This window comes from Borborobacter arsenicus, from assembly GCF_003934165.1.
GTDB lineage: Bacteria > Pseudomonadota > Alphaproteobacteria > Rhizobiales > Rhizobiaceae > Pseudaminobacter > Pseudaminobacter arsenicus.
On record NZ_RKST01000034.1, the window covers coordinates 1 to 23,122 of the forward strand.

General features: G+C 60.3%; 30 protein-coding genes and 7 pseudogenes. 17 read left to right on the forward strand and 20 right to left on the reverse strand.

Going from position 1 to position 23,122, the window contains the following annotated elements; translation table 11 throughout:
• A partial coding sequence (locus EET67_RS22580; protein ID WP_133308878.1) for a transposase domain-containing protein occupies positions 1–94 on the forward strand: 94 nt, incomplete at its 5' end.
• Positions 95–240: 146 nt separating this feature from the next.
• On the opposite strand, the gene EET67_RS22585 is transcribed toward EET67_RS22580, so the two are convergent.
• A complete protein-coding gene (locus tag EET67_RS22585; RefSeq protein WP_128628484.1) occupies positions 241–690 on the reverse strand; it encodes a universal stress protein in 450 nt (149 codons plus the stop codon).
• Between the two features lie 84 nt (positions 691–774).
• Here EET67_RS22585 and EET67_RS26150 point away from each other — a divergent pair, with 84 nt between their 5' ends.
• From EET67_RS26150 to EET67_RS22600, 3 genes are all read left to right on the forward strand, one after another.
• Positions 775–1,140: a phage portal protein gene (locus EET67_RS26150; protein ID WP_281011177.1), complete on the forward strand. Its 366-nt coding sequence runs from the start codon at positions 775–777 to the stop codon at positions 1,138–1,140.
• A complete protein-coding gene (locus tag EET67_RS25885; RefSeq protein WP_245451163.1) occupies positions 1,140–1,883 on the forward strand; it encodes a YcbK family protein in 744 nt (247 codons plus the stop codon). The genes EET67_RS26150 and EET67_RS25885 overlap by 1 nt, the downstream gene beginning before the upstream one ends.
• 450 nt (positions 1,884–2,333) lie before the next feature.
• On the forward strand, positions 2,334–2,642 hold the full coding sequence (locus tag EET67_RS22600; protein WP_128628485.1) for a hypothetical protein: 309 nt from the start codon (positions 2,334–2,336) through the stop codon (positions 2,640–2,642).
• A gap of 14 nt (positions 2,643–2,656) precedes the next feature.
• Here EET67_RS22600 and EET67_RS22605 read toward each other — a convergent pair whose 3' ends face one another.
• Positions 2,657–3,160 (reverse strand): YciE/YciF ferroxidase family protein, encoded by a 504-nt coding sequence (locus EET67_RS22605; RefSeq protein ID WP_128628486.1) that lies wholly within the window; start codon positions 3,158–3,160, stop codon positions 2,657–2,659.
• A gap of 173 nt (positions 3,161–3,333) precedes the next feature.
• On the opposite strand from EET67_RS22605, the gene EET67_RS22610 reads away from it, so the two are divergent.
• The 3 genes from EET67_RS22610 (at position 3,334) to EET67_RS22620 (ending at position 4,406) form a co-directional block, all read left to right on the forward strand.
• Complete coding sequence (locus EET67_RS22610; protein WP_128628487.1) at positions 3,334–3,678, forward strand: low affinity iron permease family protein; 345 nt, start codon at positions 3,334–3,336, stop codon at positions 3,676–3,678.
• A 272-nt stretch (positions 3,679–3,950) separates the two neighbouring features.
• A complete protein-coding gene (locus EET67_RS22615) occupies positions 3,951–4,184 on the forward strand; it encodes a hypothetical protein (RefSeq protein ID WP_128628488.1) in 234 nt (77 codons plus the stop codon).
• A 39-nt stretch (positions 4,185–4,223) separates the two neighbouring features.
• Entirely contained in the window at positions 4,224–4,406 is a 183-nt protein-coding gene (locus tag EET67_RS22620) for a DUF3606 domain-containing protein (RefSeq protein ID WP_128628489.1), read from the forward strand.
• 3 nt (positions 4,407–4,409) lie between these two features.
• On the opposite strand, the gene EET67_RS25730 is transcribed toward EET67_RS22620, so the two are convergent.
• Positions 4,410–4,574 carry a hypothetical protein gene (locus tag EET67_RS25730; RefSeq protein WP_165900004.1) on the reverse strand — a complete coding sequence of 55 codons (165 nt, stop codon included), beginning with the start codon at positions 4,572–4,574 and terminating at the stop codon, positions 4,410–4,412.
• A gap of 1,038 nt (positions 4,575–5,612) precedes the next feature.
• Here EET67_RS25730 and EET67_RS22630 point away from each other — a divergent pair.
• Entirely contained in the window at positions 5,613–5,819 is a 207-nt protein-coding gene (locus EET67_RS22630) for a hypothetical protein (RefSeq protein WP_128628491.1), read from the forward strand.
• 255 nt (positions 5,820–6,074) lie between these two features.
• On the opposite strand, the gene EET67_RS22635 is transcribed toward EET67_RS22630, so the two are convergent.
• From EET67_RS22635 to EET67_RS22650, 3 genes and pseudogenes are all read right to left on the reverse strand, one after another.
• Positions 6,075–6,368 (reverse strand): type II toxin-antitoxin system RelE/ParE family toxin, encoded by a 294-nt coding sequence (locus tag EET67_RS22635; protein ID WP_128628492.1) that lies wholly within the window; start codon positions 6,366–6,368, stop codon positions 6,075–6,077.
• The gene (locus EET67_RS22640) at positions 6,365–6,673 is read right to left on the reverse strand and encodes a type II toxin-antitoxin system RelB/DinJ family antitoxin (protein WP_128628493.1); all 309 of its coding nucleotides are present in this window, start codon (positions 6,671–6,673) and stop codon (positions 6,365–6,367) included. Before EET67_RS22640 ends, EET67_RS22635 begins: the two co-directional genes overlap by 4 nt.
• 502 nt (positions 6,674–7,175) lie before the next feature.
• Positions 7,176–7,495: pseudogene (locus tag EET67_RS22650) on the reverse strand (ArdC-like ssDNA-binding domain-containing protein); the annotation flags it as partial.
• A gap of 1,055 nt (positions 7,496–8,550) precedes the next feature.
• On the opposite strand from EET67_RS22650, the gene EET67_RS22655 reads away from it, so the two are divergent.
• The gene (locus EET67_RS22655) at positions 8,551–9,123 is read left to right on the forward strand and encodes an NADPH-dependent FMN reductase (RefSeq protein ID WP_128628494.1); all 573 of its coding nucleotides are present in this window, start codon (positions 8,551–8,553) and stop codon (positions 9,121–9,123) included.
• Positions 9,124–9,257: 134 nt separating this feature from the next.
• Here EET67_RS22655 and EET67_RS26670 read toward each other — a convergent pair whose 3' ends face one another.
• Positions 9,258–9,998, reverse strand: a complete 741-nt coding sequence (locus EET67_RS26670; protein WP_425359544.1) for a glycoside hydrolase family 1 protein — start codon at positions 9,996–9,998, stop codon at positions 9,258–9,260.
• Between EET67_RS26670 and EET67_RS26675 the strand changes: the two genes are divergently transcribed.
• Positions 9,921–10,181 carry a hypothetical protein gene (locus tag EET67_RS26675; protein WP_425359546.1) on the forward strand — a complete coding sequence of 87 codons (261 nt, stop codon included), beginning with the start codon at positions 9,921–9,923 and terminating at the stop codon, positions 10,179–10,181. The two genes, EET67_RS26670 and EET67_RS26675, sit on opposite strands and share 78 nt — an antisense overlap.
• A gap of 84 nt (positions 10,182–10,265) precedes the next feature.
• Here the strand turns inward: EET67_RS26675 and EET67_RS26160 are convergent.
• Positions 10,266–10,427 (reverse strand): annotated as a pseudogene (locus EET67_RS26160) (damage-inducible protein); the annotation flags it as partial.
• Between the two features lie 63 nt (positions 10,428–10,490).
• Here EET67_RS26160 and EET67_RS22675 point away from each other — a divergent pair.
• The 4 genes from EET67_RS22675 to EET67_RS22690 all read left to right on the forward strand — a co-directional run bounded on the left by EET67_RS22675 (position 10,491) and on the right by EET67_RS22690 (position 12,105).
• Complete coding sequence (locus tag EET67_RS22675) at positions 10,491–10,769, forward strand: hypothetical protein (protein WP_128628495.1); 279 nt, start codon at positions 10,491–10,493, stop codon at positions 10,767–10,769.
• 72 nt (positions 10,770–10,841) lie between these two features.
• Positions 10,842–11,210, forward strand: coding sequence for a hypothetical protein (locus tag EET67_RS22680; RefSeq protein ID WP_128628496.1), 369 nt, complete (start codon positions 10,842–10,844; stop codon positions 11,208–11,210).
• 50 nt (positions 11,211–11,260) lie between these two features.
• On the forward strand, positions 11,261–11,611 hold the full coding sequence (locus EET67_RS22685) for an antitoxin Xre/MbcA/ParS toxin-binding domain-containing protein (protein WP_128628497.1): 351 nt from the start codon (positions 11,261–11,263) through the stop codon (positions 11,609–11,611).
• Positions 11,612–11,613: 2 nt separating this feature from the next.
• A complete protein-coding gene (locus tag EET67_RS22690; RefSeq protein WP_128628498.1) occupies positions 11,614–12,105 on the forward strand; it encodes an RES family NAD+ phosphorylase in 492 nt (163 codons plus the stop codon).
• Between the two features lie 195 nt (positions 12,106–12,300).
• Here EET67_RS22690 and EET67_RS22695 read toward each other — a convergent pair whose 3' ends face one another.
• Positions 12,301–12,834, reverse strand: a complete 534-nt coding sequence (locus tag EET67_RS22695; protein ID WP_165900005.1) for a group II intron maturase-specific domain-containing protein — start codon at positions 12,832–12,834, stop codon at positions 12,301–12,303.
• 34 nt (positions 12,835–12,868) lie between these two features.
• Here EET67_RS22695 and EET67_RS22700 point away from each other — a divergent pair.
• Positions 12,869–13,357 (forward strand): annotated as a pseudogene (locus EET67_RS22700) (Tn3 family transposase); the annotation flags it as partial.
• Here EET67_RS22700 and EET67_RS26680 read toward each other — a convergent pair.
• The 6 genes and pseudogenes from EET67_RS26680 to EET67_RS22725 form a co-directional block, all read right to left on the reverse strand.
• The gene (locus EET67_RS26680) at positions 13,318–14,079 is read right to left on the reverse strand and encodes an IS5 family transposase (RefSeq protein ID WP_425359545.1); all 762 of its coding nucleotides are present in this window, start codon (positions 14,077–14,079) and stop codon (positions 13,318–13,320) included. The pseudogene EET67_RS22700 and the gene EET67_RS26680 overlap by 40 nt on opposite strands.
• The gene (locus EET67_RS26170; protein ID WP_245451156.1) at positions 13,989–14,270 is read right to left on the reverse strand and encodes a hypothetical protein; all 282 of its coding nucleotides are present in this window, start codon (positions 14,268–14,270) and stop codon (positions 13,989–13,991) included. Before EET67_RS26170 ends, EET67_RS26680 begins: the two co-directional genes overlap by 91 nt.
• Positions 14,271–15,390: 1,120 nt before the next feature.
• Positions 15,391–15,804, reverse strand: a complete 414-nt coding sequence (locus tag EET67_RS22710; protein WP_128628500.1) for a type II toxin-antitoxin system VapC family toxin — start codon at positions 15,802–15,804, stop codon at positions 15,391–15,393.
• A complete protein-coding gene (locus EET67_RS22715) occupies positions 15,801–16,049 on the reverse strand; it encodes a type II toxin-antitoxin system VapB family antitoxin (protein WP_128628516.1) in 249 nt (82 codons plus the stop codon). The genes EET67_RS22710 and EET67_RS22715 overlap by 4 nt, the downstream gene beginning before the upstream one ends.
• Before the next feature lie 143 nt (positions 16,050–16,192).
• A pseudogene (locus EET67_RS26175) lies at positions 16,193–16,553 on the reverse strand (hypothetical protein); the annotation flags it as partial.
• Positions 16,543–16,833 (reverse strand): hypothetical protein, encoded by a 291-nt coding sequence (locus EET67_RS22725; protein ID WP_128628501.1) that lies wholly within the window; start codon positions 16,831–16,833, stop codon positions 16,543–16,545. The pseudogene EET67_RS26175 and the gene EET67_RS22725, both read right to left, overlap by 11 nt.
• A gap of 289 nt (positions 16,834–17,122) precedes the next feature.
• Here EET67_RS22725 and EET67_RS22730 point away from each other — a divergent pair, with 289 nt between their 5' ends.
• Positions 17,123–18,424 carry a site-specific integrase gene (locus EET67_RS22730; protein ID WP_245451158.1) on the forward strand — a complete coding sequence of 434 codons (1,302 nt, stop codon included), beginning with the start codon at positions 17,123–17,125 and terminating at the stop codon, positions 18,422–18,424.
• An 86-nt stretch (positions 18,425–18,510) separates the two neighbouring features.
• On the opposite strand, the pseudogene EET67_RS22735 reads toward EET67_RS22730, so the two are convergent.
• Together EET67_RS22735 and EET67_RS22740 are read right to left on the reverse strand one after the other, a co-directional pair.
• Positions 18,511–18,913: pseudogene (locus tag EET67_RS22735) on the reverse strand (type II toxin-antitoxin system VapC family toxin).
• Positions 18,910–19,142, reverse strand: a pseudogene (locus tag EET67_RS22740) (AbrB/MazE/SpoVT family DNA-binding domain-containing protein). The pseudogenes EET67_RS22735 and EET67_RS22740 overlap by 4 nt, the downstream one beginning before the upstream one ends.
• Before the next feature lie 236 nt (positions 19,143–19,378).
• Between EET67_RS22740 and EET67_RS25890 the strand changes: the two are divergent.
• Entirely contained in the window at positions 19,379–19,591 is a 213-nt protein-coding gene (locus tag EET67_RS25890; protein WP_210211158.1) for a hypothetical protein, read from the forward strand.
• 71 nt (positions 19,592–19,662) lie between these two features.
• Here the strand turns inward: EET67_RS25890 and EET67_RS22745 are convergent.
• The 3 genes and pseudogenes from EET67_RS22745 to repA form a co-directional block, all read right to left on the reverse strand.
• Positions 19,663–19,783, reverse strand: a pseudogene (locus tag EET67_RS22745) (transposase); the annotation flags it as partial.
• 287 nt (positions 19,784–20,070) lie between these two features.
• Positions 20,071–21,138 (reverse strand): plasmid partitioning protein RepB, encoded by a 1,068-nt coding sequence (gene repB / locus EET67_RS22750; RefSeq protein ID WP_128628503.1) that lies wholly within the window; start codon positions 21,136–21,138, stop codon positions 20,071–20,073.
• Positions 21,139–21,283: 145 nt separating this feature from the next.
• Positions 21,284–22,477 (reverse strand): plasmid partitioning protein RepA, encoded by a 1,194-nt coding sequence (gene repA / locus EET67_RS22755; protein ID WP_128628517.1) that lies wholly within the window; start codon positions 22,475–22,477, stop codon positions 21,284–21,286.
• Positions 22,478–23,122: the final 645 nt, after the last annotated feature.

A 23,122-nucleotide genomic window follows, 5' to 3' on the forward strand; every position in this document is an offset into this window, starting at 1 on the left:
ACACGCCTGGCTCGCCCAGACCCTCGAGCGCATTGCCCAGGGCTGGCCGATCTCCCGGATCGACGATCTCATGCCCTGGAACTTCAAAGCCTGAACGGCCGCGGCTACCCGCTTACGCTCGACCGAACGCATCGACGGCATTGTCGCTATCTGCAACGCGCTGGGCCGAGCTATCGCCCGTGACGTCAATGCTGGCCGCTCGGTCTATGAGACCCGCGGCATTTTAATGTTGTGACAGTGCTACTTGACGACGAGCACCGGGATCGTCGCTGTCGACAGTACCTCGGAGGTTTGACTGCCCAGCAGCAGCCTTTTGATACCACGGCGCCCATGGGATGCCATGACGATTAGATTGCAGCCATATTTTTGGGCGCTGTCAACGATCGCGGAGGCGGGTAAGGCATCCGGAACATGAACCGTGTTCACATCAATACCCATTTTCTCAGCCGAGGCCTTTGCTGTCGAAAGTATGTTACTCGCGAACTCTTTTTGACTGGCGTCGTAGTTCTCGAAATCCACAGGCGTTGCAACCCAACCTGCCGCTGTTGCGACTGACGAGATTGGCATCACCTCGGTCACCGTGACGATAGTGACCTTGCTCCCGAGAGCTTTCGCCAGGGATAGCCCATGATCAACGCCATTTTGTGCCAGCTCGGAACCGTCGGTGGAAACAAGAATGTGAGTGTACACGGCGCACCTTCAAGATCGATTGCAAGTCAAAGACGCTAATCAAAATGGTACTCCACGACAAGGTCCGGCCTGCGGTTACTCCGCATAGCTTCACGGGTCGCCGCCGTCTATGCTTGTGTGCGGATCATCTCCGGCGGTGTGGCGACACTGCCCTTGCATATCAAGCGCCGCGTCGACGATCGCACCCGCGAGGATGCTTCGGACACACCGATCTGGACGGTGCTCCCGCGCAGGCCCAACCGCTGGCAGACACCGTCGCAGTTTCGTCGCTTGCTGCAGGCGCATCTGCTCCTGCGCGGCAATGCCTATGCGATGATCGTGCGTTCGCGCGTGATGGCCAGGATCACCGCCAACGATCTGCGCGACCGCGGGCACCGGCAAGCTGCCATCAACGAACCGGCACTCGACACAAGCTGCAGGTCCTGCGGGATCGGCTGGACAAGCCGCTGATCGTCCGCTTCGCCTATTGCAGCCCCGAGCACAACCGCGCCGTGGATGGTGCGACCCGCTCCAACCATCTCGACGGCGCCGCCTTCAACATCGCCATGGCTAACTACGATCCGGTGGCGTTCGAGGCGGCGGCGCGCGAGGTCGGGCTCCTCGGCTTTGGCTCCTATACCCGCTCGGGCTTCATCCATGTCGACCTCGGGCCCGCGCGGCAATGGGGCGAGCGCTTCCCCGTGCGGGCGACGGTGTTCGCTGCGGAAATGCTGCCCGCACGGGAGGTGCTGGCCGAAAGCCGCACGATGAAGGCCAGCGGTGCGGCGGATGTGGCGACGCTTGGCGCCGCAGGTGTCGAGGTCGCGCAGAACGTCCTGGCGGAGACCCAATCCGCCATCCTGCCGCTCGTGCCGTATCTGGACACCCTGCGCTGGGTCTTCATCGCCGTGGCGCTCGCCGGCGTCGCCGTCACGATCTACGCCCGCATCGACGACTGGAAGCGGGGGGCAGCGATGATTGGAAGTCTACTTGCCGGAATCGCCACCAACCCATTTGCGCAGACCGTCCTACGCTACGGCGCAATCGCACTCACCGTGTTCCTGTTCCTGCTTGCACTCCGGCGCTTCGGAGAGCGTGCCGGTCGCCTCCACATAAAAAAGCCCGTCCACGGAGGGTGGGCAATGGCTGGCCCAACCATCACGGCTACCTATAGGCGAGAACGCTCCTGCTGCTCCGGCCATTTCGAAAGTTGACGCGCATCGCAAACATCGTCCCGGCAACAGGGACGGATGCAGTTCCGAAGCGTTTTCGATAGCGATAGCGACCGATCGACTTCTTGTGTAGATTTCCGACCACGGCGGCCTCGTTTACTGTCTCCTGTGCCGTAGCAGCTTTCTTGTTTTTCCGTTTCATCTTCCAGCCTTTGGGAAAGATGAAACGCTTCTTTTTGCGCGTGGTTACGAGCAGGATTTCGGGTCGTCCGTCTTTTCCCTTCCGGTAAGGAAGCGCGCCAACCTAAAGACAGCGGCTTGCCTTGCAACGCCAATGTTTTTGCCTTTTGCCGGTTCATGGCGAACGATTCTGCCCTATTCAAATTTACAGTCTTGCGAACAACCTCGAACGGCGAACATTGGTTCCGCAGACGACGACAGTCCCAGGCGAATATGATTCGCTTAGTGGCCGGAATGCGCGCAAGATAGCCCATGGCCAAGGGCTATCTTGACGGGAAGCTGGAGTGCGCCACATGCGGCACGATCCGGATGCTGATACCCAAAAAGGCCGATGAACTTACCGAAATCCACTGCAGCAGTTGCGGCCGGTTACTTGGCACCTGGGGAGAATTGCAAGACGAATTCGCCCGTGAGGCCGGAGACGGAACCCTCGAATTCAATGGCGGCCGCATCAGACGTGTCGAACCCAAGCGTACTGATCGGCAGCGCAACGCCCGCCGGCTAGTGAAAGACGGCGGGCAGTTGGAAGGCGGCGCGATGTTTCCTGCCGAGAAACAATAAAGGCCGGGGCGCGGTTAGGCAGCTTTGCCCAAGGCCTTTTCATTCACCACACTGTCCGCAATTCCCGTCAGCGCCTCGTCCGTTTTCGATTCTTCGGCCAGCGTAGCGTCAAGCAGCCGGACGGCATCTTTCATTCCAAGCAGTTCGGCCCATCTCTTGAGCGTCCCGTATCGCGTAATTTCATAATGCTCGACCGCTTGGGCAGCGGCCAGCAGACCAGCATCGAGAGCCGGAGTACCTTTGTATTCGTCCAGGACCTCTTCGCCTTCCTCGATAATCCCGTCTATCGCCGGGCAGGTCTTGCCCTGGGCTCGCTTGCCGAAGATCTCGAAGACCTCCTGCAGCCGCTCAACATGTCCTTCGGTCTCGTCACGATGCTTCTCGAACGCGGCCTGCAGATCGGGCGCCTGCGCGCCTTTTGCCATTTTCGGTAGCGCTTTCAGAATCTTGCGCTCCGCGTAGTAGATGTCCTTCAGGGTGTCGTGGAACATATCCTCCAATGTCTTTTCCTTGGCCATGTCGCTGTCCTTGTGTGCGTGTGGAGCCCCCAGCCGTCATGGAATGGTTTTCGTTTAGTCTGGTTCCGCCGTTTCGGATTTTTTGGCAAAGCAGGTGAAGGGCAATGCCTCCTCATCCTGCAACCAGATCGCATTCCACGCATTTAGGGCCATATCGATTACGGAGCGACGATATGGAGAGGGCTCTTTTCTACCTCGCTGATTTTCTGTCGCGGCCGCCGGGCTTCTATCTTGTTCTGGTGGCGATGGCATTGTGCACGCTCCTGGTCCCATTCGGCCTTACCGACGTGGTAACCTACGTACTCTCCGTCGCGGCGATCGTGATTACGGGCATTGTCCTGATCCAAGGCTACCGCGACACGGCCGCGATTCACGCCAAGCTCGATGAGATCGTCCTTGCGTTGGAGAAGACACGCAATGACGTGGTGGGATTGGAACACGCGGACCAGGAAGAAATCGAGGAAGAACTCAAGCGTATAGAGCAGAAGGCCGCGGAACAATCGAGGAGCAGACGATGATAGAAGGGCCCGCCGCCTCCGAGTCTTGCCGCAGTCTAAGGTGGTCATCCTTTTGGAGGATGCCATTCCTCCGATGTGTCGTATCAGGCACTGGATATGTGTGCCAAATTGGGAATGCGGCAAAACCCTCCAACGGAAAAACCGCACTGGTCGGCGCGAAACCCCGAGCCCCCCGCCCACGCGCCGGCCAGGTTGGAGCCTCATAAGACCATTGTATCGTGCTCGAACTGCCGGCCATCTGGAACAAGCTCGCAACCTGACCGTTTCCAGCCATGGCCCGGAACATCGCATTACTGACAGACGTCGCGATCGAACAGGAGGCGGCAGAAGCAGCAGCCAGATACGGCGAAGACTGCTTCGACCTGATCTGTATCATGAGCAGCCGCGGCGACACGCTGAGCGATGCCGAAACGCTGGAACTGCTCCGCCATTTGAACCGCTTCGGGTCGATCTTCACCAAGGTCATTGGTGAGATCGATAAGCTGCGGAACGAAAAGAACCTCTGATTGTTGTTCGCCCCGGAGATTATTCGACAGGAGCGATCCATGGCCGGCGACAAGAGCAAACGCGACAAACGCGATCGCAACAGAGTGGTGGGCGACGAGGGCTACGAGATCCAGTATTTAGTCCAAAAGACCGGGATATCGACTGAACAAGCGCGTGCCCTGGTTCATCGCTTCGGAAATGATCGCGAGAAGCTCATGGAGGAAGCTCGCAAGCTGACCTGATCGTTAGCGGGATTTCTTGAGCAGGCGCGCTTCTCGCACGATCGATGATCGGTCTATGCCGACCAGTTCAACAATCATCTGAATGTCTTGCTCGGAAACACCCGTTTCGATGGCAAGTGCCCGAACCTGCTCTTCAGTGAGCGCAGGCCGCTTTCGTTCATCTGACATGAAGTAACTCCCAACCCGGCTACTAAAGTCAGACGCGCCTCAATTGTTCCGGTGCAGCGCAATTTTCCCCGGCGCACATAGGATTCGCTTTGTTGCTGGAAACGGGGCATTCTCCGGGAATGAAGGGCGGCTATCTGAACGGCAAACTGGAATGCAAAACTTGTGGGACCATCACTCTGATGATTCCGACGGACGCTGACGAATTCACTATGATCACATGCAGCAAATGTGGTGAACCACTCGGCATGTGGGGCGACCTGCAGGACGAGTTTGCAAGACAAGCTCGCGAGGCAACAGTGCTGGAGCTAAGCGGCGGCAGGATCCGGAAAACCCGAACCCCACGGCATAAATAATATGCGGTACTAGAAGAAACAAAAAGCCCGCCACCTCGGTTAGAAGCGAAGCCTTGGAATGGGAACGAGGAGGAGCCGGTCAAACGGCGAACCTAGAGCGTTGTTCCAACGTAAGTTCCTGGCCAACGAAGCGCTTGCCGCAAATCGCTTTCGTCGAACACACCGGCGTAGAACAGCGTGAGTGCCCGCTGGACGACCGCGTCGCCAGCATCACTCTCAACGTCAATCCCGTTCTCCGCAGGTGCATTCGATCCGATCGTTGCAACAAATCCAAATTCTCAGCCGAAAGCGGTTGGTTCAGCAACTGGGTCAAGCGCGCCACAGTGTCTCCTAATCCCCCGGTTGCAGAAGATTGCGAAAAAACCCGCCGCCTCGCGTGACGGTAAGACGGCGGGCCCTGGCAGGTCCACGTGGAGGGATTGAACGTGGATTCACATAAACTGCCAGCGCAAGTATTCGTTCCAGCAAAAACGCAAAAAGCCCCGCCGCCTGATGGGGATCAGGAGACAGCGGGGCTTCTGACACAGGTGGTCTGGCAAGTGTCAGCGCGGGTCAATGGCTGAGATCGGGTTTCGTTCCGGTTGCGGCCCTACTACCGTACTTCGGCTGTCAATACTGGTATTTTGGGATGGAACGCCCTTTGAGTCTTGCCTAGGCCCTTTTGAGGGAGCAACAGGGGCTGGCCATGGTTGATTCCGACGCATCTTTCATATCCGAACTTGCACGCGCCGCGAATGGGACGCGGAAGCTGACCAAGGCGGAGCAGTCCGAATTGCTGCAGCGGGCAGCCGACACACTTCGTGGCTACCGCCACAAGCTCAACGATTACGGGACGCCCGCCCATGATGGCGAGCTTGAGGATACCCGTCCCGACGGCAGGGCCGCAACCTAGGCATTTGACCAGAACCCAGAGGCACGGGTCGCAGTACCACAACATCCACCGAGGCCGAACTCCGGCTCGACACGCCGCAGACGAACAGCAAAGAAAGCGCAAGGCTTGCTCGGCAGGCTGGGCTCCCCGAAGATTCATGGAAAGCTACCTCTCACCATCGATATGGGGGCAGTCCGTGGCAGCTGGTCAGGCTCCCACCCAACCGCGGACCCGCGTCCGAAGCTGGCGTCCGTTCAGGCGGTTTTCGTGGCAGGCCTAATCGGGTCCGAACTCATCAGGCCACATCTGCGCTCCATGGAGTACGCGCAGAACCCGAATACGATCCGGAGCGAGGACATAGGCGGCGATATATGGCGTTCGGTGGATGACCAATTCGCGTGTTCCGGGCACGCGTCCTGGGCGTCCACTCTCGGGGAACTCGACCAGGCGGAGCACTGCCTGCTCAATATGCTCGTCAACGGCAACCGCTGCGCGAGGATTCTCCGCTTCGATGTGCGTGAAAATGTCATCGCGATCAGCGAGGGCAAACGCCGACCAGGTAAGCCTCATGATTTTGTCGCGCCGGCCTTACGCCGCGCAGTTTCCCGTCTTGAGACGAAATGTGCCTCGACATCCTCGGAACTGGTGTCGGGCCGGGTGTCTTCGAGCGCTTCCATCACCTTGGCCCGAAACCAGGTATCATGCGCCTCGCTATTGCTGAGGAGTTCCAGCGGCAATGCGCCTTCGTTGGCGGTACGCGTCAGCAGTATGCGCACGGCATCGGAAACCGTCAGGCCCATGCCTTCAAGGACTGTCGTGGCGCGGTCCTTGATGTTGGAATCGATGCGGGTTTGCACCAATGCGTTCGAAGCCATGGCAATCTCCAATCTCTACTCGTGAATGTAATGCAATTGAATGACGAATTCCAGTGCTGTTTGTGCGTTGGAATTACCATTGTCCTGGCCGTCCGACGGCGCGCACGGGCCTACTTCGAATCCGAAAGGGTCCGTATCTGGAAAGGAGCAGTCGTTTCGCTATCGCCTCGGTCGACCGTAGCGGGAAGACGGTCCACACGGCGATGCCGCATATCTGGAAGATCGATTGCTGGGTTTGCCTGATCTCGGCATCGTCGCACCAGCCCCATATTATCTTGTTCCTCCCGCGCCGACGGGAGCGGGAATCGGTTCCGCTACGCGATTGGCCGATCTTGACCCAACCATCGAAGCGATAGAGGCCGCCGGAATGAAGGGCTGTGTCCTGGTAACTGACGGCCAGCAGCAGCGACGTGCGGAGCAGATGGCCGGGAAAACAAACGATCGCCAAAGGCGCAGAGCAACGCGGCACAAATCAGGCCTGGCTGCGCAAAGACGCGAAAGCTCTATCGCCTCGTACCGCGTAGACGACCATCGAGCCGGTCTCGCCCTTGCGGACATGGCCGCCCAGTTCGACGCTCTGCTTGAACGTCATCCAGGTGGGAGAGACGAACCCTCTCGCCACTGCCTCCGTCCAGAGAAGCAGCGTGTTGATGCCCTGATATGGCAGCCCGTTGTGGCGCAGCGGCCGGGTGATGCGACCCGTCGTATTCCCGGCGCTCCAGGGCTTCACCCATGGGCGCACGCCTTTCTCCAGATCGGCGACGATGCGGTCGGTAATCTTCGCGTAATATCGACGCGGGGTTTGCTCTCTTTCCTGCTCATTTTTCAAAACCTCCATTCGAGGCCGCGGCCGTCACTAGGTCCGCGAGCGCAGGACCGCAGGTTCGCGAACCCGCTCAATAGCAATCGGAAAGAGACGAGATGTCGGTTGCGGGCCGCAACGTCAGTGCAGGACGGCTCAGCCGTTTCGCGGGGCGAGGACCGGAGCAGGACCAACATTCGTGACGGCCGCGACTGGCACGGCCCCGCGATCGTTTTCATTTGTCGGATTGCGTGGCGGCGCACATGCGAAGAGGCCGGCGCCCGTGACACTAGCCTATATGTAGAAAAATGGGGCGGAGCCGAAGCCCCGCCCGTGGGCGACTAGCCGAGTGCCGCCATCTGAAGATCGGCCGCTTGGTGGCTGACGGTCTGGCCGGGATTCTCGACCTGACGCTCATCCGCGCGCTCAACATCAATTCACGCCATTCGCATGCCTGGTCGCTCCCATACCGCAAAGGTCAGGCTGTTCGTCGCCCATTTACGCAAGACATTCGGCACCCCGCCTTACTGGGACCGTGCAATCGGGTTGAGTTAGGCCGCCCATATGTGCCCGTCGTCTTAGCGGCCTGAAGAAGCCCAACTATCCTGCGCCAACAACTCGGGTTGCGCCTGCGCGGCGAAGTGACCACCTCTGGCATGTGCCGGGCTGCGTATCGTGGTGATGGTCAGGTCGGAAGCGTCTGGGCCAGAGCCAGGCCGGCGAGGCGCGCGCTGGCCAGGAGCCGGAGTGGCACCAATATGTCGATGATGCAGCCCGGTTCATTGTCGCCGCGGTTCGAAAAAATTCTCGAAAGGCGCTGAGAACGTCAGAAACCTATTGAGGTCACTTGGTTTGAATGATGGGGAATTCGAACTCGGCACTAGAGCGGTCAGAGCTTGACGGATCGTTTTGAGGATTAACGAAGCCGCTGACGCGGCATTTGGCGGGTCGGTTTGCGGGTGACGCTCCTGTTTTGGAGGATTGCTGCTGTTGAAGCGCAAATCTTGAGAACGCGAGCAATGAGACGCCGGAACGAAAACCACAATCGTTCGTTCATCAGCATTGGGAGGATGTGATGCCAAACTATACAGTCGGGTATTTTGTCGGCAGCCTTGCCAAAGGCTCTATCAACCGCAAGCTTGCGAAAGCTTTGGTGCGACTGGCGCCTACCGAATTACAGATGCGCGAGATCGGGTTCGGAGACCTGCCTCTCTACAGCTACGACTACGATGACGACTATCCAGAGGTCGCAAGAGAATTTAAAGACGCCATTGCCGCGGTTGACGCAGTGCTTTTTGTGACGCCGGAATACAATCGCTCGATTCCCGGCGGGCTGAAGAACGCCATCGACTGGGCAAGCCGGCCCTGGGGACAAAACTCCTTCACCAAAAAGCCGTCGGGGATTATCGGCACCTCACCGGGTGCGATAGGCACAGCGGTCGGTCAGCAGCATCTAAAGAGCATTCTCAGCTTCTGCAATTCTCCGATGATGAATGCGATCGAGGCCTATATCCAGTTCGCGCCTGACTTGATTACCGACGACGGCGCCGTTAGATTCAAATCGACGGAAGAATTCCTGCGCACCTACATGAGCGAATTCAGCGCCTTCATCGAACGTGTGCTCAGCGTTTATCCCCGCCTTTCCTGACTTTCTCGCAAGGAGCGATATCATCCGCGGGTGATCCTCGCCGGCCGCGCCCGCCAGCGGTTCGTGTCAAGATTCCATGGGGCTTAGATGACGGCCGGCGTTTTTGCAGAATGAGTGGCCGTTCCACCAACCACTTATTCCGAGGTCCCAATGTTCAAGATCGAAAGTCCTGCGACCGCCATCCATACTAATCTTGCAGCAATCTTCATTTCGATTGAACTCAGCCAATCCACTTGGCTGATCACATCGCTGTCGCCAGGAAATGGCGAGACGATGTCGAAGCATTCAGTGGCCGCTGGAAACATGGCAGGCTTATTCGATCTGCTTTCGAAGTTGCGGGAAAGAAGCCGCACCAGGACCGGACATAGTTGGCAGATCATCTCTATACAGGAGGCGGGCCTAGCGCAGCGGCACAGTAGAGAATTGCGGCCGAAATCCTCGGTCTGTACCAGCCGGATTGCGGCCATGGCCTTGGCAACAGCGCGACACTGGGAGACGAGCAGCCGGAAGCAGGGCGCTTCATCGCTATCGTGAGGATACCACAATCCGTAAAGTCCACTGTAGCGGGCAGCGGTCAGCGGCTCGTTGATCGGCGAGAAGGATTCGATCCAAGGATATCGCCGCGCCACGGCCAAGGCGAATTCAGCGAACGCGTGCGGAAATGCCGGGTCAAGGACGTTATCCGCGCGCGGACCGAAACCATGATGCAGAAGCCCGGCGATGGGATTGATCCCGAGTTCCCGCAAACGCTTCAGCCTTGTGTCGGACCAACTCCAGTGCCGACGATGAACAGCATCGTGTCGGCGCTGCGCTTCTTTTTCACGCATACGGTCGATCGTCCCGATCTGGCGCGCAGGCTCGTTCGTCTGGCGCATCCGCGCAAGCTGCCCGTGGTGCTAAGCCGCGACGAGGTTGACGGTGAACCCGCCGCCAAGCGCAGCGACGAAAAGTTGTCCCCACGATACGTCCGGCATCTACTTCCCCTGCCCTTTCTTTTGCTGCTAACCTTTTACCGGAAATCCCGCGTCTTCACCTTGATCTCGTCGATGTGGCCGTGATTGTCTTGGAAGTTCCGGGCTCGCAAGCCGCGCGGCGGGAGTTCGCGCGGATCGGGACCAGAGCCGCCGTGGCGAACCTGATCGCCGCGGCCATGCGGCACGGGGAATGCCGAAATCCGCCGCCTCGGTCTGTCGCCGCCAGCACCGGACCGAGAGGCCGAGCGTGCCGGAGGCCTCGGCCGCGAGCTGAAGCCGGCGCGAGGCGGTCATGGAGAGACGGGATACTTCGGCGACGACGGCGCCGAGCCTGCGACGCCTCCACCGCGCAGCATTGCAGCGATCACCTTCACCGAACTGGCTGCCAGTGAGTTGTCGCTGCGCATTTCCCATGGAACCGGCGAAGGCGAAGACCCCGTCGCCGCTCTTTCCAAATTCGAGCCGCTCAAGGTCGTCAAGGACAGCTTTGACCTTGCCAAGCTCAACCTTGCGCACCTCGGCGCCAGCACCGTCCCGGTCGACCTCTCGCTGCGCAAGGACGTCGACTTTGTCGAGAGCGTCCGCGCCTTTCGACGTTGGCACGCGAACTACTCCAAGGAGCGTAGCACCGGGACCCTGATTGACGAGTTCGAAACGCTCGCCGACTTCTAAGAGAACTGTTTCGAGACGCAGCCCACCTTCGCCCGGCTATGGGAACTTGCCGATCCGCCGCGCACCGCCTCGATGAAATGGAACGAGTTTACCTTCACCGAACCGCGCAATATTGGTCGCTGGAAGTCGGCTTACGAAAAAGACGACGGACCGGGACTCTCTCAGCAGGCGGACGATTATTTTCGCGCATGTGTGACCCTGTTTGCCGAGCTGCTCAGCCAGATCGGCGATGCCATGGTCGGCCAGATGTCACGTGCCGCCGACCCCGTCACGGATCTCTACAGGCAACGCAAGGAAAACGCGGCTGTCCTCGATTTCGATGATCTGTTGCAGCGCGCGCATGAGCGCAAGCGTCAGCGGTCCATCCGGTCTGCGAGCGGCACTTTCCCTTTCATATTTCCTCTCTCTTACCTCCATTTACTTGATTGCCGCTCTTACTGACGCTATATTGCGTCACAATGATCGGCATATGGGAGATGGAGACGTCCGCCATGGGACTTGCCCAATATTCGGACAATGGTCTGTTTGCCCCGCGCAAGATCGCGGATGTCCTGCGCACCACCAGTGAGGAAGTCGCCCGCACCGCAGGTCTCGGCAAGGACGCCGTCCAACGCAAGGATCGGATGCGCTCGGATAAAACACAGCGCCGCTTGCGCGAAATGGTCGAGATCCTCAACAAGGTGGAACCTCGCTTCGGTTCGAACCTTATGGCCTATGCCTGGTATCGCTCCGAGCCGCTTTCCGGCTTCTCCGGGCAGACGGCGATGCAACTGGTGCTCAATGGCCGGGCCGATGAAGTTCTCGATTATATCGATGCGGTTGACGCCGGCGTTTACGCCTAGTCGTGCAATATCGGGGCAAGCTCTATCGGGCCTTGAACCCCGTCTACGCAGGCGAGCCTTTGTCGGGTCGCGGCGCGGAACTCTATGGCGGACGATTCAATCCGAAAGGGGTTCCCGCACTCTATTTGTCCCTGTCGGTGATGACGGCGCTGCGGGAAACCAATCAGGTCGGCAATCGCCAGCCGACGACGCTCGTCTCGTACGATGCCGAGATCGATGGCATTTTCGACTGCCGGGATGACCGCGCGCTCGATGCCGAGGGCATAGACGCCGCCGAGCTCGGCGCCAGCACTGGGCGCGACCAGGCGAGCGGCGGGGCGAAGAGGCAAGCCTTCGCGCGCCGGCTCATTGCTGCGGGCAACAATGGCCTGCTGGTGAAGAGTTTCGCCCCCGGTGCAACCAGGGAAGATCTGAACATCGTGCTGTGGAGATGGAGCAACCTCCCCCCTTCCCGCATCGTATTGATCGACGACGAACATCGTCTGTCGAAATAGGCCGTGCAAAGCAATCGTAGATTGCGGACTTTCCGACGTCGCAAAAAATCTGATGCAAAACCGAAGCAAACTCGGGGAGTTGGGTCATCCGAACGGCGATGATGGGGTGGTTGATCGGGATAGGGGAACGCCTCGCGACGCCGCCCCTCCTACACCACCGGGCATACGGGTCCGTACCACGGCGGTTCGATCGGATTAAGCTTGGGCAGAGACATGGAGTCGAGGGAGACCAAGAGACTCGAAGTAATGGTTGCGCAAGGCCTGTTGGACCGCCGGGTGTCCTGACATGCGCCAGAATCCCGTTGGCGAACCGGCGGCAGCCGCAGCACTGAACTTTGGGACGCCACGACGGCGCAGTTCCTTGAAGCGGTTGTGCCCGTTCCCCCATTGCCGCCAAAGATACGAGCGTAGTCTTCGGCGGGTCCACGCTTTCAAGTTGGTAAGCACCCGTGGGGTCTGGCAGAAGCCAAAGTAGCCGCGCCATCCGATGAGGTATGGCTTCAGCTCTTTGATCAACTGCGGCAGACTGACCCCCCGTGTCCGGCGTGTCATGTCCCGGATCAACGTCTTGAATTTGTCGAGGGCTTTCGGCGCGATGCGCCGCTCTCTCCCGTCATTCGAGATGCTGAATCCAAGGAATTTCCGCTCCTCCGGCCGCGCCACAGAGCTCTTTTCCTCGTTGACCTTCAGCCGCAGCTTCTTGGTCAGGAACCGGCTGACCGAGGCCATGATCCGTTCGCCGGCGCGGCGGCTGCGAACATAGATGCTGGCCGGCGTGCTGGCGGATGCAACCAACCTCGGTCCGAAGCGCATGGCGAGTGCGTCCAAGGGGATCAGTGCTCACCAAATTGGCTGGATGCGCACCTTCCATGCAAGATCGGAGACCTATCGCGCCGCGCAGGCATGCATTACCGATGCGCATGCCCGGCATTCGCATTCTCGGCTGTGGGGCAACGGAACGACCGCGTCGTCGGACGGGCAGTTCTTTCGCGCCAGTGATCGCGCCGCTAAGCGCGGCGACGTCAATCTACACTACGGCAGCCAGTCAGGTTCGAAGTTCTATAGCCATCTGTCGGATCAGTACGGCTACTTCAGCATCCTGCCCATCAGCCCGACCGAAAGCGAGGCTGCCTATGTGCTTGATGGGCTGTTCGACCAGGACACGATCCTCGACATCCAGGAACACTTTACCGATACCGGCGGCGCCAGCGATCATGTCTTCGGATTGTTCGCGCTGATCGGCAAGCGGTTCATCGCGGCCTCGGTTCGCTGGTTGGCGAGAGTTCTGGCTTTCAGCTTCGGACCGATGACAGTCTTCCAGCGAGACATCTGGGCCTCAATCCGAGCGCGCTGATTGTAACCGCTGGATTTCTGCCAGCCCATCCTGCCTTGGGTCGCGATCGCGTCGATATGGCGGTCCCGGGGCGTCGGATCGTGCGCCGCGTCGGCCCTCCGGACAGCGTTCTTCGGCGGCGGGATGATGATTTCGACATCGGCCCCAAGCCGCGTTGTGATCGTATCACAAACCTGCTGACCATCGAAGGCGCCATCGGCAATGAACCGGGCGACGGGCGCGTCGACCTGGGTCAGAAGTTCCGGAAGCGCCGTGGTATCACCGATGCTTTCCAGCGTCAGATCGGCACAGAGGATCTCGCCGCTGAGAAGATCGAGCCCAAGGTGCAATTTGCGCCAGGTGCGGCGTTTCCTTCCGGCCTTGTGCTTTTCCTCGAGCCATTCGCCGGCGCCGAATATCTTGAGCCCGGTGCTGTCGACCACCCGATGTACAGGCTCATCGGCTGACGGGCGCTTCCTGGCGCCCGTCTTCAAGCCCACACCCCGGCGTGACAAGGTCGAAAAACACGGTGCCGCGGTGGAGGCGCCGGTCAGCCGCGCGATGGAGCGCACGAAGCCTTGCGTCTGCCGTAACGGCAGGCCGAATACAAGCCGCAGGTCCAGGCAAATCTCGATCGCCAGTCCGAATAGCGTGCCTGCCCGCCGCGTGTCCTGCGCTGCGGGGCCGACCACAGATCGGTCACGCCCTCCTCAAACCAGATCGTCAGATCGCCACGTCGGCGGAGCGCTTCATTGTATTCCGCCCAGTTCGTCACCCGGTAGCGCCGCTTGGCAAACATATGGCGGCGGGCGTCATTGAACTTGTGCGGCATTCAGGTAACTCTGTCCGGTGGGGATGATCTCCCTACCCGCCAAGCGACGATCCATGCAACACGGTCGGTCCGAAGCTGAAAGCCAGAACTCTCGCCAACCAGCGAACCGAGGCCGCGATCGGCGTCAACATCCTGAACCGAATGAGCAAGCTCGGCCGCGCCGAGTTCGAACGCATAGCTTGAGAGAGTGCATCCGTAGGGCCGTTCCCCGTGGAAATCGATCCATGCAACACGGTCCTTCCAGGAAGCGGGCCGGGTGGCGGGAACGAGATTTGGGCCGCAGAATCATCCTTGACAAGATGAATCAACACGGCGCTTTTAGCAACCGATTTGCGTCATAACCGCCGCGCCTGTCGTCGTATGAAAATGAACGATAATGTTGCCTTATCGATCGTTGTGGTTCCTGGGGTGGAAATGGCCGCTGGCGCGCGTTTTTCATCGCCGGACAGCCGCGTTTAGGCGTCAGATCGACGCTAATTCGCGGTCATCGAGCCGACCGGGTTTGCCGCCAATTCCCGGACGCCTTGGCGAGAACATGGCCTCTCGCGTCGCGCAGAGCCACGAAAATCGTGTCAATCGTCCGCGCCATCGAATCTCGCGCACTATCGTGAGTGTCAGCTGACCGGAAATCGTGAGACTCGCCGCCGTTTGTTCACTGACTCAGCCTTTCACGTCGGCTTGTTAGCGTAGTCTCACATGCGGCACGCTTCGCCGCCTCGTGCCCGAGCATACTGTTTTTGGCTCTGCCGAGGCGTTGCGCCGCACCGAAATCACCGGCCTCGACTGCGGCGACCAGGCGCAGGACGGAGCGGGTGGATCGAGATCCTCAACAAGGGGCATTGTGGCGTCTCTGCGGGGGTAAGACCGGCTAGTGCTGAGGTTGGGACCGGCTACGGCGGGGCCGATGCCACTGTCCGCTGGGGCTCGATACCTGGCTAAAATTCCTCAAGATCCCACGGCCCGCTGTTTCTATGTGCAAAACAGTTCGTCCATGCCTCGGCCGAAAATGACCCGCAAATGCCAGCGCGGCCGCAACCACTTCCGCTTCAACCTCACCAAGGCGCCGAAACTTAGAGCCCCCTGCCCTGCCTGTTTAGACGGCCAGCGCATTGTAAAAACGTCAGAAATTCCACGGAGATGTGAGCTCGAGGTCTGTCGTCTTGAAGTCAGTCAGATTGCGGGTCGCCAAACGGCCGCCGTTCACCTGAGCGATCGCTGCAATCATGCCATCGGGCGCTGACATTCCGCGTCCCTGGCGAGCGGCAGCACCCATGATTTCGCCATAGGCAAGCGCGGCGTCCTCGGTCAGGCCGAATATCCGGTCAGCAAAACGACGCCGCCAGTCTGCCAATCCCTGCTCCAGCCGATTGGCGCGCTGGTCCGGCTTGATCTTCTGGATGCCGAAGGCGATCTCGGCGATGGTTACAGTTGGTAGCGCGAGTTCCGCATCGTACCGAACCAGCCATGCGAGCACTGCCTCGTTGGGCGCCTTCTTCAAGGTCTCGGACACGACATTGGTGTCGAGGAAAATCAAAGCTCGATGCCTTGATGGGAAGTGCGGCTTTCGCGGAGGATTGTTTCGAGATCGATATCGGTGCCGGATTGTGCTGCAAGACGCGCATAGAAAGCTGAAGCGGGTTCGCGCCCAGCCTCCCGGATTTCGTACGATTCGAGCGCGCGTTCAACCACATCGGCGATCGATCGATTTTCGCGGCGGGCAAGCCGGTGGGCCAAATCGCGCGCCTTGGAGCTACGGACAGAGAGTTGTGGTTCAGCCATATCGACCTCCATTTGAATGCCAATATAAACCTGCCTTGCTTCGCTATCAAGATGGCAGATGATGGCATGCCGTTCCCGGTGGGTTCTTGAATTTGTTGAGATGCAGTTGGACAGTCACGCTTTCCATCAAGCGACCAGGCGGCCCAAGCGGTCGCGTCGGGCGCATGAAGCCGATATGCGGGCATATCCTCGATCATCTCCTGGACCGCTTGCAGCACCGCCTTCGTTGTCTTGTGGGCAGGATCGAGGCGGCCGAAGACACGGCTGAGTTCGGCAAGGCAAACGGCGGAGTGATGGCAGAGCCGATAGGTCAGGAGGTTATCGACCGTTTGGGGCCTGCGCCCGCAACACATCGAGATAAATGCTCGTGTCGAGAAGCAACGCACCGCCGATCGGCGCTTCGTCTCACGCCCACGACAGATCAGAATCGGCGCGCCGTTCCAACCCGGCCGTCAGCTTTTGCGGTTTCAGCGAGCGCAGCGCTCCCTCGAGATCAAATCCCAAAATCGAAATCCGCAGGGATGCTGCCCTTGCGACGCACAAGCCGGGCGCCGAAATCATCCTCAAGGGCCAGACGCCACAAAGCAAGCTCCAGGAACTCGGTGTCGGAGCTCACATGCGCACGCCTTTTGGCGGCCTCGATCAATTCCGAAGACACCCGGCCCGACGTGTTCTTCGCCGCCCCCAAAAGGCCAATGGCCTTGTCCTGTTCAAGCACCAGACGGTTACGCGTGAGGGCGATCCGCGCATCAATTTCAGCTGTTGTTGCGGTACGGACGGTCATCACGGCTCTCCTTGCGTTCAACGAGATATATAGATTGTTGAACAGAAAGGAAGGACAGACGCCGTGCCATTGCCACATCATGTGCGGCTACCCGGCATTGGTCATGGCGCAAAAGCTGCGCAGCCGGTGCTTTGGCAGGATGAAACAGATCTCCGGGCTTCTTGATGCCCTTGCCGTGGGGTGGACAATTTCCTGCTGCGGCGGCACGTTGGATAGCATGGATTCGTGCCGCCGCCGGTCACAACTGAAATCCAATCGCTATCTCCGGGATTCAATGAGGCACTCCGATATGACCGATGATGACGACCTTCCCGACATCGTCGACGTCGTCATGCATATGGGCCAACAGACGGAAACGGCAGAAAAAGCCGACGAGGCCCTCCGTTATGGCTCCGGGCCCTTCGGGCGTTCGCAGTCCTTCGAAAGGTCCACCGGACCTTCCGATACGTTTGAAGGCGTATCGGACGCTCACCGTTCGTCGCTCGGAAAGCCAAATCATTGGCTTTCCGCCGGTGATGCCGACCACTCCTCCCCTGCCCTACCGGTGACCGCCGGCCAAGCGCAGGCATACATGCCAGCGCATCTGGAAGGCCTCGCCGGCCGGGCGCGTGACTATGTCGAGGCGGCGAGCGCGGCCAACACCCGCCGCGCCTATGCCGCCGACTGGAAGCATTTTGCCGGCTGGTGCCGGCGGCAAGGCCTGGCAGTGACCCCCCCCGATCCGCAGGTCGTCGGCCTCTACATCACCGCGCTCGCCACCGGCGGTACCGCAGCCACGGCGGCCGGCCACGCTGGGGATTCGGGCACGGGGGCGAAAAAATCCGTCGCCACCATCGAGCGGCGGCTGTCGGCGCTTGCCTGGAACTATGCCCAGCGCGGCCAGCCCCTCGACCGCAAGGACCGGCACATCGCCACCGTCATGGCCGGCATCCGCAACACCCACGCCGCCCCGCCGCGGCAGAAGGAGGCGATCCTGCCGCAGGATCTGCTCGCCATGCTGGAAACGCTTGATCGGGCCAGCTTACGCGGCCTGCGCGACCGGGCCATGCTTTTGCTCGGCTTTGCCGGCGCCCTGCGCCGTTCCGAGATCGTCGGGCTGGATTACGGCCGCGACCAGACCGCGGACGGCAGCGGCTGGATCGAAATCCTCGACCTGGGCCTCCTGGTCACCCTGCGCGGCAAGACCGGCTGGCGCGAGGTCGAGATCGGCCGCGGCTCGGCCGACACCACCTGCCCGGTGGTGGCGCTCGAAACCTGGCTGAAATTCGCTAGGATCGGCGATGGCCCGCTGTTTCGCCGGGTCACCGGCCAGGGCAGACAAGTCGGACCTGACCGCTTGAACGCCCAGGAGGTCGCCCGGCTGGTCAAGCGCGCCGCGCTCGCCGCCGGGGTGCGCGGCGACCTCGCCGAAGGCGAGCGGGCGCAAAAATTTGCCGGCCACTCGCTGCGCGCCGGCCTCGCCTCCGCGGCCGAGGTCGACGAGCGCTACGTGCAAAAGCAGCTCGGCCACGCCTCGGCCGAAATGACCCGCAAATACCAGCGCCGCCGCGACCGCTTCCGCGTCAACCTCACCAAGGCCTCCGGGCTGTAGCCGCCGGCCCCGCAATCAGCGGCAAAAAGCCCCCTTTCCTGCTCGTTTTGACCGCAGAATTGGCTTTGTCGAACTAACCGAACACCTCAAATGTCCGGCGCAATCAGCCGCAAGGAGAGAAAATAACTGCGGTAGCGCCCGATATCGCGGGTCAGCAGGCGCAATTGTCCAACTGCCGCATGGGCGCCGATGAAGAAATCCGGCAATACGCCGGTGCGCGATCCGCCCGGCCGGCGATATTTCGTGAACACCTGCCGGCCGGAAACAGCGCTTCCCGCGGCATCGGCGTCATTTCGAGCCCCACCTGATGTAGAAACACATCAAGATCCTCGATCGGTCGTAGCGGACGGCAAGCCGGGCATAGACCACACCGTTGACCACCAACTGCCCCGTAAGGCTGGCGGCCTAGAGCTGCGCAATGGACCACTCGGCCCAATGCGGATCATCGGTGACGAGATCGAGCAGAACGTTGGTGTCAATCAGCGTCACACTTCGCCACGCGTCAGCACCATGATCGCATCCGTGCTGAGACCTTTACCGGCATGGCCGCGCAGCCTGGTAAATCGGCTCGCAAGCGGCTTCTTGCCGGCGCGCGCAAGCACCACGCTGCCGTCGGCAGCGAGGCGAAAATCGCCCTTGCTGCTTGGAACAATCCCCAACAGGTTGCGGACCGGCTTGGGATGGTGACCTGGCCCTTGGCTGTGACGTTGATGGTCATCTTCGCACCTTGGTATTGCGGGCTTTCTACAAGGTTACCTTGCGAGCAGGCTTTCAATCCCGGCCCCTTCGACAGTCCCCGGGCGTCGCCCTGACATGACAATCTCATCCGAATTATGCCTGCCGTCTCTCCATATTCCCTACTTCCAATACCCAGCCAATGATTGGAAATTGTCCGAGCCGAATTTGCGCCCCACTTGCACCTTGTCGGAGGCGGCGGGTTGCCAGGAGGAGAATGTGCAGAACCGTCTTGCTTCACTTATCGGAATTGCAGGCGTAGCGGTTTTGGTGGTGTCGAGCCCGGCACTGTCGAAGACCTACACAGGCAGAGAATGCAGGCAGGATTACAAGCGGCTCTGCCCCATGACACCCATCGGCAAATGCGATCTTGAATCCATGATGGATAAGCTCTCTCCCCGATGCAAGGCGTTCATCGAAAAGAACAGATGAAGCCCTGGCGCCTCGAGCCCGCCGCCCGCTAGACGGCGTGCATTCAGACATATCCCGCGGTCGCCGATGGCTGCCTGCCAGAGGCGGTCAATGGTTCGGATGGCATGCATCCTGAGGTGAGCCTTCAGCTTTGAGAAGGTCATCTCGATGAGGTTGAGATCGGGGCTTGTAGGGCGGCAGGAACAGCATCCATGCGCCACGCGCCTTGATGGCGGCCTACAACGGTCTTCATGAGGCTTCTGCTCACTTTCTGAGCTTTTTTCAAATAGGGATCTGTATTTGAATTCCGATTTTGCCGCTCGAAATCAGCGTCATTGGGTCTACCTCCTCTCTGAGGCATAGAATTCTTTCAGATTGCTACATTGAAGGAGGCTTCCGGGATGGCGACGCTCTGGAGGCCTTTTTCTTGCCTGCTGCTCCGTTCCTGGTTTCGGTTCTACGCACGCTTGCTCGACGGGCAGCCGTCTGCCGGCAATCTCTCAATTCTCCTTTGCAGACCCTCCCTGCCCCGTCCGCCTGAATTCGGCATGAAGCTGCGGCAAGCGCTCGACGAGATAATCGGCAAAGCCCTGCCCCGCACTTGCCGGTATGGTCAGGCGCATGGCCTGGCCGGCCTTAGACAATTCGCCGATCTGCCGGCCGCTGCCGTCTTCGATCCGCTTGCCGCCGGACCGGGCGCCGCCGCCCCTGCACCGTTCGGCCGCCTTCAGCCGCTCGAACACGAGCTGGAAACGGGCATCGCTGTCGGCTTCACGGAAGCTCTGGCGCGAGATCTCGTCACGCGCGAAGCCCGGGACGTCCTTGGCCAGCAATTCGCCCAATTTCAGCCAGCGCGGCCGCCCCGCCTTCGGCGCAGGGCCGATCGCCTGGACGATCGACAGCGGGATGTTTTCGGTGACCTGCAGCAGCCGCGACATTTCCGACTTGTGCACGGCAAGCGCGGCCTGTGCCGTGGCGCGATCGAAGCCATGGTCGAGCAGCGTCTTGGTGAAGAAGGCCCGCTCGATGAAGCTGAGCGCGCGGCGCTCGGCATTCTCCTTGCCCTGGGCGAGCGCGAGATCGACATCGGCAAGCTCGCGCACCACGGCGCGCACCGGGCGGCCGATGGCGCGCGCAGCCTGCACGCGGCGATGGCCATAGGCGATCTGGTAGAAGCCGCGCGCGGCTTTGTCCTTGTCGGGATGCGGCCGCACCAGGATCGGCACCTGCTGGCCATGTTCGGCCAGGCTGCGGGTCAGTTCCTGGAAGGCCTCGTCATTGTGGCCCCCTTCGCTGAGGCGGTCCAGGAAGGGCGAGCGCTCCAGCAAAGCGGGATCGAGCTCCACCACCTGCTCGCCTGCAGCGAGCGCCTCGCGCAGGCGCCGTGCTTCCTCCACTTCCTGCGACAGCGAGCCGAGCGACAGGCCCATAGCCTTGACCGCACCGGATGCGGAGCGCCGGGCAGGCGCCTCGCCCAGATTTGCAGGCGCGGGCGTGGCAGCTTCGCCGCCGCCCTCTGCCGTTTCTCCCGCGAAGAGAGAACGAAGCCTGTCCTTGCGTGCATTCATGCTTCACCTCCATGCCGCAGATGATGATGCGGCAGGCCGTGACCAGGTGGATAAGAGCCGCATGAAAAATTATGCGCGTCAGACGGCGAAGCCTTGCCGTGCAAGGGTTCCGGCGAAAAGTTGACAGCTGTCAACCGCAGCCCGGTCATGGATTTCGCCCCCATGATTGCAACATCAGCGCCTCGATCTCCGCATTCACCGCCGTCAGCGCCTCATAGGCACGGTCATAGGTCGCGCGATTGAAATTCTCCCGTCCCACCTCGTAGAGCGTCTGCTTGGTAAGGCCGGCATCCGACACGGCCGTCGATTTGAGCATCGGCGCGGTCAACACCCTCTCGCCGAACTGCGTGCGCAGGAAGCCGGCGATTTGTGTCTGCGGCCCATCATTGGGCTCGTAGCGCGTGATGAGGTAGCGCAGGAAATCGAAATTCAGCGCTCCGCCCGCCTCGCGCACCACCGACAACAGATCCGATGTCATGAACAGGAACTGGCTCATCGAGGCCACGTCGAGCATCTGGGGATGCACGGTCACGATCACCGACGTCGCTGCGCAAAGTGCGCTCAAGGTCAAATAGCCGAGCTGCGGCGGGCAATCGATCACGACAACGTCGTAGTCGGCTGCCACTGTCGCAATCGCCTGCTGGACGCGAGCAAAGAAAAGATCGCCCGCCTGACCTTCCGGCCGCCGCGCCAGATGCTGGGGGGTCGTATGCTCGAATTCCTGCAATTCGAGATTACCGGGCACGACGTCGAGCCCGTCGAAATAGGTCGCGCGGATCACCTGTCGGAGCGGCACCCGCTCCTCATCGTAGCGGATCGCGCCATAGAGCGTATCGTTGCCGGTCAGGTCGAGTTCCGGCTGATAGCCGAAAAGTGCTGACAGCGACGCCTGCGGATCGAGGTCGATCGCAAGCGTACGGTAACCCTGCAAGGCGAGATATTGCGCCAGATGCGCCGTCGTCGTGGTCTTGCCGGACCCGCCCTTGAAATTGGTGACGGCGACGACCTGCAAATGCTCGCCAGCCTGGCGCCATTTTACATAGTGGCGGGCTTTGGCGCCGCCCTGATGCGACAGATATTGGCGCAGCGCATTGACGTCTGCGAGGGAATAGAGCCTGCGCCCCCCGGCAGTGATCTCCGGAGAGGGGCCGTCACCCGAAAGCGACAATTGCCGCAGATAACCGTCGCTCACTCCGATCAGCCGCGCGGCCTCACCGCTGGTGAAGGGTCGCAACGTCTTCAGCGCGGTCGGGGGAAACAAGCGGCCCCGCAAGGCGGCAAGCTGCGCCGATAGCAGTTCCGCGTCTGCCGCGATCTGCTGATCCGCCGCGATACTCATGTCTGCCGTAGTGTGTTGCACCGATCGTCTCGTCTGAAATACCCACGCGCCGCAAGGGGCAGGGCAATGCCACCCGACTCACCTCTCCATGGTAAGTTTACGCAATAAACCTGAAACTAACAGTAGGCGGCGCCAGTTACGGAAAAACCGATGATTTATTCGTAAATTCCGTATTCAGGCTGCGGGCGATTCCTGTCCAGGAAAATAGAGTTAACAGGAATTAACCTTTCTCCAACCGAATCAATGACTTAACTCAACCGAGTTGACAGCTGTCAACTCAATCCGTTCAGCCCCCCATCCGGCTCGGCGGCGGCAGGGGAGACGTATGACTCGGGTGACACCAACTCGCATCCGAAAATTTGCAGGAGCACAGAAGCGCGCACTTCCGCGGACGAAGGAGAGCCGCACACATGATCCGGCGGGCAGGTTCAAGAACGCTCCCTTGTCAGCATAGGTCGGCTTTCTGGCCCCCGGTATGATCGCCACTTCGGTTGCTTCCCGTGCTGGAACGCGGCCACCATAGTTCCTGAAAAACAACCACGACCGCCAAGGCCGAAGCCCAGCACAAATGCCACACAACACGCATTTCGCTATCCGCCGGCATCGGAAATCTATCGATCCGACCCTGCGAGAGGTGGTATTGTC